Genomic DNA, 13,431 nt, shown 5'->3' with positions numbered 1-13,431 from the left:
CTAACTTGTAGCAGTGAAAATGGGGGAAACTCATGCGAATTCTAGTCCAAAAATTTGGAGGTACTTCGCTTTCCACCGCACAAGCTAGAGAACACGTTATTGGACATATTCAAGACGCACTAATTCAACATTATAAACTAGTTGTTGTTGTATCTGCGATGGGAAGAAAAGGGGAACCTTATGCGACTGACACGCTCCTAGATCTTGTTCGTAAGAATGGAGAAGGGCTGCCGGCGAGGGAACTCGATATGTTGATGGGCTGCGGAGAATTAATTTCTGCAGTGCTTTTGTGTAGTTTATTGAACAAAACAGGAATCCGTTCTACCGTTTTGACGGGTGGGCAAGCAGGTCTTATCACGAATGAAAACCATGGTAATGCTCAGATTATCGCAATGAAGCCCAATCGGATCCTTGAATTATTAGAGCAAGACCAGGTTGTGATTGTCACAGGTTTCCAAGGCAAAACGAGTCAGGATGAGTTAACAACATTGGGCCGCGGTGGTAGTGATACTTCAGCAACAGCACTTGGCGCTGCTTTAAAGGCAGAGATTGTTGATATTTTCACGGATGTTAACGGTATTTTGACAGCTGATCCAAGAATTGTTGATGATGCGAAGCCACTACAGCGCGTAAGCTTTAGTGAGATATGCAACATGGCTCATAACGGTGCGAAAGTCATTCATCCTCGAGCAGTGGAAGTTGCCATGCAAGCGAATATCCCTATTCGCGTGAGGTCCACCTTCACCAAAGAAGAAGGAACGCTAGTTACTGCAACCGATACCACTTTAGCAGATAGTAACCATGTTAAAGATCGCTTTGTTACGGGGATAGCTCATTTCACGAATATTACACAGATCCAGGTTGCAGCTGTTGATGGCGAATTTGATCTTCAACTTCGTGTATTCAAAACGATGGCGCAGCATCAGATTAGTGTTGATTTTATTAATGTGAACCCCTCAGGCGTTGTATATACAGTCTTTGATCACGAAGCTGAACGTGCAGTTCATTTACTTAAAACGCAAGGCTACGAGCCCAAGTTTACGAGTGGTTGTGCGAAGGTTTCCGTGATTGGTGGCGGAATGAATGGTGTACCAGGAATTATGGCGCACATTGTCGAAGCATTAACTGTGGAGGATATTCGGATTCTGCAATCTGCGGATTCGAACACCACCATTTGGGTGCTTGTTCAAGGTGTCGATATGATCAAATCGGTTCGAGCCCTTCATCGTAAATTTCATTTATTTAAATAATTTTGAGAAAGTCAGGAGGCGTACCAGTGAGTTTTGGAAGAGTAGTCACGGCAATGGTTACACCATTTGACGAGCAATTACAGGTCAACTGGGATCAAGTAGAGCCATTAATTAATTATTTAATTGAAGAACAACATTCAGACGGTCTTGTGATCTGTGGGACGACAGGGGAGTCACCTACGCTGTCGGAAGATGAAAAGCTGCGACTCATTGAACTATCCGTTCGTGTAGCAGCGGGACGTTGCAAAATAATTGCAGGTACTGGAAGCAATGATACAGCACATACGATCGCTTTTTCGCGCAAAGTTGAACAACTAGGCGTGGATGCGCTGCTGCTTGTTACGCCTTACTACAATCGTCCGTCACAGGAAGGGTTGTATCAGCACTTCAAGGCTGTAGCCGAAGCTGTGAAGACACCTATTGTGCTTTATAATGTGCCTGGCCGAGCAGGTGTGAACCTGGATGCAGACACTACGATCCGACTTTCCCAAATCCCGAATATCGTGGCAACGAAAGATTGCTCGAATACGGATCAAATGACACGTATACTTACGCATGCTGCTCCTAATTTCCTCGTGTATAGCGGTGATGATAGCAATACATTGCCTGCATTGGCTATTGGTTGTGAAGGAATTATCAGCGTTGCGAGTCATGTGATTGGAAAAGAAATGCAAACTATGATAAAGTATTATCTAGAAGGCAATATCCAGCAAGCTGCTGAGCTTCATCGTAAGCTTCATCCTGTATTCACTGGGATTTTCTGTGCACCGAGTCCTGCTCCAATTAAGCATGCTCTTGCACTCAAAGGTATTGAAACAGGTGGCGTGCGACTTCCGTTAGTTCGTGTATCCGAGCAAGAAGGACAATTCATTCAATCACTTTTTGTATGATCATGCCTAATGAATCGGTGCTTCCGGCATCGGTTTTCTTTTTTTGGGAAATCTAAACGTATTCAGTATTGACTTGTATTTGCTGTTTTTTTTCATGTATAATGGTTGCAAGTGACTAGTTCGGTTTTTTCATTTAAAATTCGTCGTCCAATCTATGAAGGAGGTATATTCTTGTCCAAAAAAAATATTGATAAACTTTTGATCTTCGCTCTTGGCGGCGTGGGCGAAATCGGAAAAAATATGTATTGCGTTCAGTATGCGAACGATATTATTGTCATTGACAGTGGTTTGAAATTTCCTGAGGAGGACATGCTCGGGATTGACATTGTCATACCAGATATCGGGTACTTAACAGAGAATCGGGATAAAGTACGCGGCATCATCATCACTCATGGCCATGAGGATCACATCGGTGGCTTACCTTACGTGCTTAAACACCTTAACGTTCCCCTCTATGCTACGAAGTTAACGATGGGACTTATCGAAGCTAAGCTGAAGGAAGCTAACTTGCTCGGAACGACAAACCGAATTCTAATCAATTCGGAATCTGTCCTTCCACTGGGCGTTCTTACGGCAACTTTCTTTAAAACCAATCATAGTATTCCGGATTCTGTGGGTGTCGCACTTGATACGCCAGAAGGTGTTGTTGTCCATACGGGAGATTTCAAGTTTGATCAAACGCCTGTTAATGAACAATATGCAGATTTGCATCGTATGGCTGAGATCGGGAAGAAAGGCGTACTTGCCTTACTTTCAGACAGTACGAATGCAGAACGTCCTGGCTACACGGGCTCTGAGCGCGGCGTAGGGATTGAGATTGAAGAAGTGTTTCGTAAAGCGAAGCAAAGAGTTGTTATTGCGACTTTTGCATCCAATATTCACCGTGTTCAACAGGTGTTTGATGCAGCGGCAGCAACGAATCGCAAAGTGACAGTTATTGGTCGCAGTATGGTTAACGTTGTATCGATCGCTAGCGAATTAGGTTATCTGCACATTCCAGACGGCATGTTGATTGAGCCAGAGGAAGTTAATAAACTTGCAGCTGACCGTGTCGTTATCCTTTCTACAGGTAGCCAAGGCGAACCGATGTCTGCACTAACAAGAATGGCACGTTCCACCCATCGTAAAATTGATATTTTACCAGGGGATACGGTTATTATTGCGGCAACTCCGATTCCAGGAAATGAGCGTTACGTTGGTAGAACGGTCGATGAGCTTATGCGCATTGGTGCCCACGTAATTTACGGTCCGGGATCCGTAACAGGTGTTCACGTGTCAGGTCACGGAAGTCAGGAAGAATTAAAGCTGATGCTGAACCTGATGAAGCCTAAATACTTTATTCCAATTCATGGCGAATATCGCATGCTGCGTCAACATGCTATCCTTGCCGAATCTGTCGGCATTCCTAAAGAAGATATTTTTATGTGCGATATTGGTGATACCGTTGAAATTCAAAATGGTGCTGCACGCAAAGGATCCAAAGTTCAAAGCGGCAATATCCTAATTGATGGACTCGGTGTAGGGGACGTAGGCAACATCGTATTGCGTGACCGTAAATTACTGTCGCAAGATGGGATTTTAGTTGTCGTGGTTACATTAAGTAAACAAGATGGCAAAATTTTGTCTGGCCCGGATATTATTTCACGCGGATTTGTTTATGTTCGTGAATCCGAAGGACTTCTGGAAGAAGCCAATCGTATCGTAACAAATACTTTAACAAAGCTTATGAATGAAAATGTAAATGAATGGGCATCTTTAAAAACAAACGTGAAAGATGTTCTCGGACGCTTTTTATATGAACAAACCAGAAGAAGACCAATGATTCTTCCTATCATTATGGAAGTTTAGGTACTCGAACAAGTCACTTGAGCCTATGCAAATAGTAAAGCTCTCTCCAATTGGAGGGAGCTTTTTCTTGTTGCTGCAAAGTGACGCATGCATGAAAGCATACAAGTTTATTCATACTATGGGAGATCTTGAACATCTTGTATGTGTAGCATAAATTGAAAGGGGATTACGAAGTGGCATCAGCACCAGGCTCGAAAGAACAGGAACAAGAACCGGGAACAGAGGAAATCAAGAAAAATGCGGTTCTCGAAAATATCCAACAATTAGGACAAACGAATACGGTTTCTGGTGAATCCAATATATTTTGTCTAACGATAATAGGACAGATAGAGGGACATATTGTGCTCCCACCACAGAATAAAACGACCAAGTACGAACATCTGATTCCTCAACTTGTAGCAGCCGAGCAGAATTCCAAAATTGAAGGTGTCATGATCATACTAAACACGGTCGGGGGTGATGTGGAGGCTGGTTTAGCTATTGCTGAAATGATCGCGACATTATCGAAACCAACGATTGCATTAGTCTTGGGTGGCGGACATAGTATAGGCGTTCCAATTGCCGTATCTGCTGACTATTCGATCATCGCTGAAACAGCAACTATGACGATTCATCCGATTCGAATGAATGGCTTGGTGATCGGTGTGCCACAAACCTTTGAATATTTAGATAAAATGCAAGAGCGTGTTGTTAGATTTGTTACGAAACATTCCAATGTTACGGAAGAGAAATTTAAAGAGCTCATGTTTAAGACAGGCGAACTCACGAGAGATATTGGTACAACCGTAATTGGTATCGATGCCGTTAAATATGGATTAATCAATCAAGTAGGTGGCATCGGTGATGCTATTCGTGAGCTGAATAACCGAATCGAAGCGAAGAAAGTGGCGAACTCTGGGGGGCTTGTTCAGTGATCCATTATTCCGTGATTCCGATGGAGGTTATCTTTGAAGGATTCGATGCGTTTAGTCCACAGTACTTAGATATTGAAGTAGACGGCTTCATGATGCAAATTGAGCCATTAAGCGGTTATCAAGCGCGTATTGTAAGGCTATATAGTTGTAATCCACAAGACTATTTGAATGATCAATATGCACCAGGCACCCTCATTTCTTATCGACCACAAATTGAAGCTATTTCAAATAGGTAGGGTCTGTTCCCGTATCATCCCTCGAGTCAAATATGGTATAATGTGGACTTGGGGGTGACAATCTTGGCAAAACGCAGGAAAAAAACGAAGGCTGTTAAGACAAGCTTATTATTTGAGCTATATGGAATCCTCATCTTGATTTTCTCAGTGATTGCCCTTGCACACCAAGGTCATGTGGGGAATTCTTTGATTTATTTGTTTCGTTTTTTTGTGGGGACTTGGTATTCGCTCATCCCACTCATTTTCATTTATGTGGCATTGTATGCGATGATTAAACGTGCTTGGCCGCAAATGATTACTCCCAAGAAAGCGGGCATTTTGTTGTTTATTCTTGGATTATTAATCAAGAATCATATCGATTTATTCGCTCAGCTGTATCCTAACAATGATTTCACATCAGGTAAGGTCATTTCTTCAACTTGGGCGGCCATGTTAGATGGACTACACCCAACGGAAGCAGGTAGGGCTTCACTAGAACATGGCATTGGTGGAGGAATGGTAGGCGCATTTTTATACAGCATACTGTACTTCTTGTTTGATTACCTTGGTGCTAGATTGATCCAATATATGCTTTTTGTAATGGGTTTTATTCTCGCGACAGGTGTTTCTTATGTGGATTTAGGTAACATCGTGAAGGGCCGTTTCAGTAATGTTGGTCAAAACTTTAAAGACAGAATGAAAGAATGGCTGCAAGACCGAGAAGGACGTCAACCGCAAACCGCTACAGCAGGAGCACCACCAAGTAAAGCGAAGAAACCGGCTTATGTTCCTATTGATGATGAGTTTGACGAAGAGGTTTTCCAACCTGTGAAGAAGGCGAAGAAATCACCATTGTTTATGGAGCTACTGCGACCGATCAAAGAGAGCCGTAAGAAAGCAGCAGCTAGAGAACAAGACGATATTGAAGATCCATTGTCAAGTTCAGAGGACGAAGTGATCGAGGAAGAAGTTGTATACTCGAACACGGTTCAACAAACAGCTGAACCGATACATAATGCTGGTGAACAACCAGGTGCACCGATTATTCGTGATTTTCAAGAACAAGTTATTCAGGAGGCTCAACAAGCTGTAAGACCTTCTGTGACTCCAGCTCCCCTGACACCTAACGTTCCGACTTCCTCCGCAGCGAATAATGTTGAAGGCGATGAGAATGAACCGATTACGCTTGAATTTCAAGAGGAAACCCCTGTTATTGCGACTCGGCCATATGATATACCATCGCTTGACTTACTAGCTAGACCTGCTTTAGGTAAGGGAAGTGAGATGGCGGACTATAAGGCAAATGCAAGGAAACTTGAAGCCACATTAGAAAGCTTTGGCGTTCGAGCGAAAGTGCTTGAAGTAGTTCGAGGGCCTGCTGTAACCCGATATGAAATCCAACCGGATGTTGGTGTGAAGGTTAGTAGAATTGTGTCGTTAACCGATGATATCGCGTTAGCACTTGCAGCCAAGGATATTCGAATGGAAGCACCAATACCAGGAAAATCAGCAATTGGTATCGAGGTGCCGAACTTAGAAGTTTCTATTGTTACTATGCGTGAAGTCATGGAAACATCTGCTTTTCAAGAATCTAGCTCACGTTTATCCGTAGTGCTTGGACGAGATATCTCTGGACAGCCGATTGTAGGTAATTTGGCTAGAATGCCACATTTACTCGTTGCGGGTGCCACTGGTTCTGGTAAATCTGTCTGTATCAATGGGATTATCACTAGCATTCTGTACAAAGCTAAACCAAATGAAGTGAAATTCCTCATGATCGATCCGAAGATGGTTGAGTTGAATGTGTATAATGGCATTCCGCATCTTCTTGCGCCTGTTGTTACGGATCCGCGGCGTGCATCCCTAGCACTCAAGAAAATCGTTGTCGAGATGGAGAAGAGGTATGAGTTATTCTCCAAAAGTGGAACACGGAATATTGAAGGCTACAACGCAATGCTAGTCGAAAGTGGAACAGCTGCTCCGTTGCCTTACTATGTCATTATTGTCGATGAGTTAGCAGATCTCATGATGGTAGCTGCCAATGATGTGGAAGATTCAATTTGTCGTCTTGCTCAGATGGCCCGGGCGGCTGGAATTCATTTGATTATTGCGACACAACGGCCGTCTGTTGACGTAATTACAGGTGTTATTAAAGCGAACATTCCTTCCCGTATCGCTTTCGGTGTGTCGTCGCAAGTAGACTCGCGGACGATTCTGGATATGGTTGGAGCAGAGAAGTTATTAGGGCGCGGGGATATGCTTTACTTACCTGTAGGAGCTTCAAAACCGGTACGTATCCAAGGTGCATTCCTTTCGGATGGTGAAGTTGAACAGGTTGTTGGCTTCGTACGAACGCAAGAGCAAGCCAATTATCGTGAGGAACTCGTTCCTCAAGTTGAGGAAATGCCAGAGCAACAGAATGAATTTGAGGACGAGCTCTACGATCAAGCTGTTCAAATTGTGTTGGAAGCGAAGCAAGCGTCGGTTTCCTTGCTGCAACGGCGCATGAGAGTCGGTTACACACGTGCAGCCAGATTGGTCGACGCTATGGAAGCCAAAGGGGTTGTAGGCCCTTATGAAGGCAGTAAACCTCGTGAGGTACTTATCTCCTTAGAACAATATCATCATAATCGGATTAGTTCTTAATCCGTCAAATAAAAACACTCTCCAATGGAGAGTGTTTTTATTTGTATAATCATTGACTCGGTTTCTCATAATAAGCAAGAAAAGGCTGTAATTTGAAAAGTGAGGATGAGTAGGGGAATGAATAAACGACTAATTGTCATTACATTTTGTATCGTCTTTGTCTTGGTGGTAGCTTTTCAACTGAAGGGCAGATTGCATCCACCGACTGAAGAAACTTTTAGTAAAAATGAAGTTCGGTATGGTGCTACGGGTTCTGATGTATATGAATTACAAGGCAGATTGAAGTTTATCGGCTTTTATAGTGGTGGCGTCGACGGTGATTATGGGTACAAGACATTAACAGCCGTGAAGCGATTCCAAGGTGAGTTTGGCATGAAGGTAGACGGGATTGTTGGCCCGAAAACGAAATTAAAGTTGTGGGAAGCGACGAAAAGCTGGAAGCCAACAGCAGCTGAGACAGGAAACAACGCTAACCAAGGTGCTAACAATAAGGGAACCGCAGGTTCTGATTCACAACCAGCTAATTTAACGCCATCCAATAATCTTGGATATTCCGAGCAAGATATTAATCTAATGGCTAACGCGGTCCATGGTGAAGCGCGCGGCGAGCCATTCATTGGGCAAGTTGCGGTAGCAGCCGTCATCTTGAACCGAGTGAAATCGGCAAGTTTCCCGAATACCGTCTCTGGTGTTATTTTCCAACCTGGTGCTTTCACAGCCGTAGCCGATGGTCAAATATGGTTAACACCGAATGAATCATCCAAAAAAGCTGTAAAAGATGCGTTGAATGGCCTAGACCCTACAGGTGGTTGTATCTATTATTTTAATCCAGAAACAGCAACGTCCAAGTGGATTTGGACTCGAAAGCAAATTAAAAAAATCGGTAAACACATTTTCTGTGTGTAATTTAAAGTTGGACAAGGAGAAGGGACCTGCATTGGTTGCTTCTCCTCTTCGTATAGGAATATAATGGATTTATTACACGGACATAGAAGGGAGACTGACCTTTGAAGCCTACTCAATTTGAGCGAAGCAGTTGGAAGCATATCCGAATGCATGTTTTGCCGACAGACCGTTTCAAAACATTTGCTATTTCTGTATACATAGGACGTCAACTAGATGAGGAGACGGTCACAAGTACCGCAATAACACCTTTTATCCTTCGCAGAGGGACAGAGTTACGTCCTGAAACAAAGCAATTTAGGGAGTATTTAGATGATTTATACGGTGCAGGGTTTGGTTTTGATATCTATAAACGCGGTGACTATCAAATTGTTCAATTACGTATGGATATTATCAATGATCGATTCGTCAAATCAGCTCATTCCTTGTTAAAGCAAGGACTAGAATTTGTGGGAGAGACATTAACGCGCCCTGCATTAGAAGATCAGCATTTTCGTAATAAATATGTAGATGCTGAGAAGCAAACACTTCAGAAACGAATTGAATCCATCATCAATGATAAGATCCGTTATGCGGCCGAGCGTTGTATGGAAGAAATGTGCAGTGGAGAACCTTACCGACTTCATCCTTTAGGTAAAATTGAAGATCTCGACGGTATGAATGCGAAGCAGCTATACGAACAATATAAAGAATGGCTCCAAACCTCGCCAATGGACATTTATGTCGTTGGTAACACAACCCTAAGCGAAGTAGAAGAAATTGTGAAGCAATCGTTCGCTATCGAGCGAAATGCGGATACTGGCTATGTAACCTCGGCACCGCGTGGCGTGACAGGTGATGTGAAGACGATTGTTGAACGATTGGACGTTAATCAAGGTAAGTTGAACATGGGACTGCGCACGAACATTTCGTACAGTGATGAACAATATCCTGTTGCACTTATGTATAACGGTGTACTTGGCGGGTATCCACATTCCAAACTATTTACCAATGTTCGTGAGAAAGCGAGTCTCGCGTATTATGCTTCTTCCCGTTTTGATGGGCATAAAGGCATTTTAACAATTCAGTCGGGTATTGAGATGGCCAATTATGAAAAAGCCGTTGATATCATACGCAAACAATTGAAAGCGATGGAACAAGGAGAAATTACCGAAATTGAATGGAGTCAAACGAGAGCAATGATTTCCAACCAATTAAGGGAGATTCAAGATTCCGCCTTTGAGTTGATTTCCTTTGATTTTAATGCGATTTTGTCTGGCAAAGAGCGTACAGTCGCAGGCTTGATCTCAGCGGTCGAACAAGTCGATATTCCAGCAATTGCAGAAGCGGCTAAACGAGTTCAATTGGACACGATATACTTTTTACGGGATCAGAAGGGGGAGTAGACCATGCAGAGTATTCCATATCCACATCTCGGCGAAACCATTTATCATGAAAACCTTGATAATGGGCTGCATGTGTTCGTGTTACCCAAAGAAGGTTTCCAAAAAACGTATGCCACATTTACAACGCAATATGGTTCGATTGATAACCATTTTCAAGTTCAAGGTAAAGATGAAGTGCGAGTACCGGATGGTATTGCACATTTCTTAGAGCATAAAATGTTCGAGGAACCCGAAGGAGACATCTTCGCAACTTTTGCAACTAATGGTGCATCAGCCAATGCCTTTACTAGCTTTGATCGCACGGCTTACTTATTCTCATCAACAGACCGCTATTTGGAAAATTTAACGACATTAATTAATTTTGTGCAAAATCCTTATTTTACAGACGAGAATGTTGAAAAGGAAAAAGGGATTATTGGGCAAGAAATTAAGATGTACGAGGACAATGCGGACTGGAGAAGCTATTATGGATTAATTGAATCCTTATATGCAAAGCATCCCATTCACATTGATATCGCGGGAACCGTTGCATCTATTGCCGAAATTACCAAAGAAACCTTATATGAGTGTTACAACACGTTCTATCATCCGAGCAACATGAGTCTGTTCGTTGTAGGAGGCGTTGACCCGCAAGAGGTTATTACCTTAGTTAGAGAGAATCAGGCTGCCAAAACCTTTCCGCCACAAGGCGAGATCCAAAGGTTCTTCCCTGAAGAACCGGTCGAGGTCAAGGAATCCCGCAGGCTTATATTACTCCCAGTTTCGCTGCCAAAATGCTTAATGGGCTTCAAAGAAGCGGCCCCAGCAGTTACAGGCAAACCTCTGTTAGTACGAGAACTGACAACGAAATTAATGTTAGATATTTTATTTAGCTCGAGCTCTGAGATGTATCAAACGCTTTATGATGATCAGCTTATTTCAGATAATTTCGGCCATGAATACAACTGCAGCGATGGTTACGCATTTTCCATTGTTGGCGGTGATACGAAGGACCCAGAACAATTAATTGCCAGAATCCGTGAAGAGGTTGAAAAAAGAAAAGCGAACGGACTCGATGAGGTTACCTTCGAACGCAGTCGGAAGAAAAAGATTGGCAGCTTCCTACGAATGATGAATTCCCCTGAATCCATTGCCAATGAATATACCAAATATCGTTTTAAAGGGATCGATCTTTTTGATATCTTGCCGGTTTATGAGCAGCTAACTCTTGATGATGTGAATCGTCGATTCCGTGAGCATTTTGATTGGAGTAAGCTCGCAGTTTCTATTGTACAGAGTCGTGAAACAACGTGACGTTTGCAAAACCATTTAGTGAACAAACCGTATTAATTACCGGGGCAAGTAGGGGAATCGGTGCTGCAATTGCGCAACGATTTGCCGCGGTAGGCATGCAGATTGTGATTCATTATCGTGACTCACATGAAGCTGCAAATGAAATTGCCCGATCGTGTATGAAGCAAGGTGCAACTGTGATGACCGTATCGGCGGATATTCAATCCCATGAGCAAATTCTTAAAATGAAAGATAAGCTCGCTCAAATGAATATGATTCCGGACATTATTGTGAATAATGCAGGTATCTCTCATTATGGGATGCTCTCCGATGTGACAGAAGAGGATTGGGATCGCGTCATGAATGTTAATCTGAAAGGTTCCTTCCTTTGTACACAAGCATTTATGGCAGCAATGGTGCAACAAAAGTATGGGAGAATCATCAATGTTTCCTCGATATGGGGAATCTCAGGTGCTTCTTGTGAGGTACTGTATTCGACAGCCAAGGGTGGTCTTAATGCCTTTACCAAAGCTTTGGCCAAAGAACTAGCTCCATCTGGTGTTACGGTGAATGCCGTAGCGCCTGGGGCTGTCCAGACAGATATGATGGCTGGTTTTCAGGCTGAAGAACTCGATGCAATTACCAACGAAATTCCTGTTGGACGGCTGGCGTCACCGCATGAGGTAGCCTCTCTCGTGTATTTCTTAGCCTTACCTGAATCTGGTTATATTACAGGTCAAATCATATCACCTAACGGGGGCTGGCTTACTTAAGGTCAGGAATCCATGGCAATGAAGCCCACGCATAATTCCGTTTTGAGAAGCGCATATTACGTATGTAATGACCATTTCTCATAACTCAAAGGAGGCTTCTTACAATGGCTACTGTACTTAAGGTGTTCGACAAATGGAAAGAGTTTTTGGCTGAACGCGTGAGTCAGGCTGGACATGCAGGGATGAGTGATGAAACCATCTCCAAGCTGGCTTTTCAAATTGGGGAGTTCTTGGCAGACAAGGTTGATCCTCAAAATGAGCAAGAACGAGTTCTCAAAGAGTTGTGGGATGCTGGGGATGAACAGGAAAAACATACTCTTGCTCGCCTCATGGTAAAATTAGTAGACAAAGGCTAATAACCGTTTTACAATTCAATAGGGTATGATGTGAAAGCCTCCTCTTTCGGAGGCTTTTGCATGCTTTATAAGCTGGAAAGGAATTATCACTTTATGCACAAAAAACGACTCATTCTAATTTTAATCCTGCTATCATCTTTCCTCGCAAGTTGTGGCAATCGCGGAATTCCCGCAATTAAACAAGAACTTCTAGATCAGAAAATGTCTGTTCTCATGCTATCAAGTGCAGGGTTAACGCCACCCGCGAAAGAAGCTATAGGTCAAGCCCTCAAAAGCTGGCGAGATGCGAATTCAATCGCTTATGATTGGGTGCAAGATTTGAATGCGCTGGACGAAAATGTGGTTTCAAAGTTGAAAACGAAATCATATGATTACATATATGTGGTTGGAAACGAGCTGTTCCCTTCAGCTAATGAAACAATGGCATTAGGTCTTTCTGCAAGCAAATGGACACTTTTGCAAAGTCAGCCGTTTGCAGGAGGCAGTGCAGGTGCGGTGAACGAACAAGCTGCTGTGCTCCAATTGGATCCGCAACAGATGGAAACGTTAAAGAACAATGCCATACAGAATCTCATTTTTCAAAATACGGTTATCGAATGGGTGACGCAACCTGATCGTCCGATCCCATCTGTATGGGCGCCTTCAGAAGAGGCGGACCACATTGTGTTTCTAAACAACACGCAATGGTTTCAGCAATTGACTCTTCAAGTCCATCAACATCATGCAACTTGGGTAGTCTTTTACAATCCTGTTGAGGAAGCTCAGCTTCAGAGAGCCAAAAATTTAGGTGTATCGGTATTGGATTATACGGGTGCGCTGACGGCTGATCTCAACTGGAAACAAGTTCTGGATAACCGATTAGCGATGATGAAAACACATGCTTGGCAAAAAGGAGTCCAAACCTACAACGCGCAAGAGCTAAAAGAACTAAAAATGAAATAATGTCTGACATGTGTGGATGAAGAGAAGGAAAATGGCG

At 43.1% G+C, this 13,431-nt stretch carries 12 protein-coding genes; all 12 read left to right on the top strand.

The genetic code is table 11. From position 1 onward, the window contains the following. Nucleotides 1-32 precede the first annotated feature (32 nt). On the top strand, nucleotides 33-1,250 hold the full coding sequence (gene dapG, locus J2736_RS19530) for an aspartate kinase (protein WP_310500270.1): 1,218 nt from the start codon (nucleotides 33-35) through the stop codon (nucleotides 1,248-1,250). Between the two features lie 26 nt (nucleotides 1,251-1,276). Then, nucleotides 1,277-2,140, top strand: coding sequence for a 4-hydroxy-tetrahydrodipicolinate synthase (gene dapA, locus J2736_RS19525; protein WP_310500269.1), 864 nt, complete (start codon nucleotides 1,277-1,279; stop codon nucleotides 2,138-2,140). A 171-nt stretch (nucleotides 2,141-2,311) separates the two neighbouring features. Further along, nucleotides 2,312-3,988 (top strand): ribonuclease J, encoded by a 1,677-nt coding sequence (locus J2736_RS19520; RefSeq protein WP_310500268.1) that lies wholly within the window; start codon nucleotides 2,312-2,314, stop codon nucleotides 3,986-3,988. Between the two features lie 173 nt (nucleotides 3,989-4,161). Continuing rightward, on the top strand, nucleotides 4,162-4,902 hold the full coding sequence (locus tag J2736_RS19515) for a ClpP family protease (RefSeq protein WP_310500267.1): 741 nt from the start codon (nucleotides 4,162-4,164) through the stop codon (nucleotides 4,900-4,902). Beyond that, nucleotides 4,899-5,138: a YlzJ-like family protein gene (locus tag J2736_RS19510; protein ID WP_310500266.1), complete on the top strand. Its 240-nt coding sequence runs from the start codon at nucleotides 4,899-4,901 to the stop codon at nucleotides 5,136-5,138. The genes J2736_RS19515 and J2736_RS19510 overlap by 4 nt, the downstream gene beginning before the upstream one ends. Before the next feature lie 63 nt (nucleotides 5,139-5,201). After that, nucleotides 5,202-7,763, top strand: coding sequence for a DNA translocase FtsK (locus tag J2736_RS19505; RefSeq protein WP_310500265.1), 2,562 nt, complete (start codon nucleotides 5,202-5,204; stop codon nucleotides 7,761-7,763). 117 nt (nucleotides 7,764-7,880) lie between these two features. Beyond that, nucleotides 7,881-8,669, top strand: a complete 789-nt coding sequence (sleB, locus tag J2736_RS19500) for a spore cortex-lytic enzyme (RefSeq protein ID WP_310500264.1) — start codon at nucleotides 7,881-7,883, stop codon at nucleotides 8,667-8,669. A 101-nt stretch (nucleotides 8,670-8,770) separates the two neighbouring features. Then, nucleotides 8,771-10,051: an EF-P 5-aminopentanol modification-associated protein YfmF gene (gene yfmF / locus J2736_RS19495; RefSeq protein ID WP_310500263.1), complete on the top strand. Its 1,281-nt coding sequence runs from the start codon at nucleotides 8,771-8,773 to the stop codon at nucleotides 10,049-10,051. A gap of 3 nt (nucleotides 10,052-10,054) precedes the next feature. Then, nucleotides 10,055-11,344 carry an EF-P 5-aminopentanol modification-associated protein YfmH gene (yfmH, locus tag J2736_RS19490; RefSeq protein ID WP_310500262.1) on the top strand — a complete coding sequence of 430 codons (1,290 nt, stop codon included), beginning with the start codon at nucleotides 10,055-10,057 and terminating at the stop codon, nucleotides 11,342-11,344. Then, nucleotides 11,341-12,096: an elongation factor P 5-aminopentanone reductase gene (ymfI, locus tag J2736_RS19485; protein WP_310500261.1), complete on the top strand. Its 756-nt coding sequence runs from the start codon at nucleotides 11,341-11,343 to the stop codon at nucleotides 12,094-12,096. Before yfmH ends, ymfI begins: the two co-directional genes overlap by 4 nt. Nucleotides 12,097-12,200: 104 nt before the next feature. Beyond that, complete coding sequence (locus tag J2736_RS19480) at nucleotides 12,201-12,452, top strand: DUF3243 domain-containing protein (RefSeq protein ID WP_028558337.1); 252 nt, start codon at nucleotides 12,201-12,203, stop codon at nucleotides 12,450-12,452. 60 nt (nucleotides 12,453-12,512) lie between these two features. Continuing rightward, entirely contained in the window at nucleotides 12,513-13,394 is an 882-nt protein-coding gene (locus J2736_RS19475) for a hypothetical protein (protein WP_310500260.1), read from the top strand. Nucleotides 13,395-13,431 lie beyond the last annotated feature (37 nt).

Origin of the sequence: Paenibacillus qinlingensis, from assembly GCF_031455095.1 — a bacterium.
Lineage (GTDB): Bacteria > Bacillota > Bacilli > Paenibacillales > NBRC-103111 > Paenibacillus_E > Paenibacillus_E qinlingensis_A.
Note: the sequence above shows the minus strand (reverse complement) of the source record. Positions and strands in the feature narration are given on the sequence as shown.

Coding starts and splice junctions, on each gene's coding strand:
- dapG (WP_310500270.1), top strand. CDS start 33: ATGCGAATTCTAGTCCAAAAATTTGGAGGTACTTCGCTTTCCACCGCA.
- sleB (WP_310500264.1), top strand. CDS start 7,881: ATGAATAAACGACTAATTGTCATTACATTTTGTATCGTCTTTGTCTTG.
- yfmH (WP_310500262.1), top strand. CDS start 10,055: ATGCAGAGTATTCCATATCCACATCTCGGCGAAACCATTTATCATGAA.
- J2736_RS19480 (WP_028558337.1), top strand. CDS start 12,201: ATGGCTACTGTACTTAAGGTGTTCGACAAATGGAAAGAGTTTTTGGCT.
- J2736_RS19475 (WP_310500260.1), top strand. CDS start 12,513: ATGCTTTATAAGCTGGAAAGGAATTATCACTTTATGCACAAAAAACGA.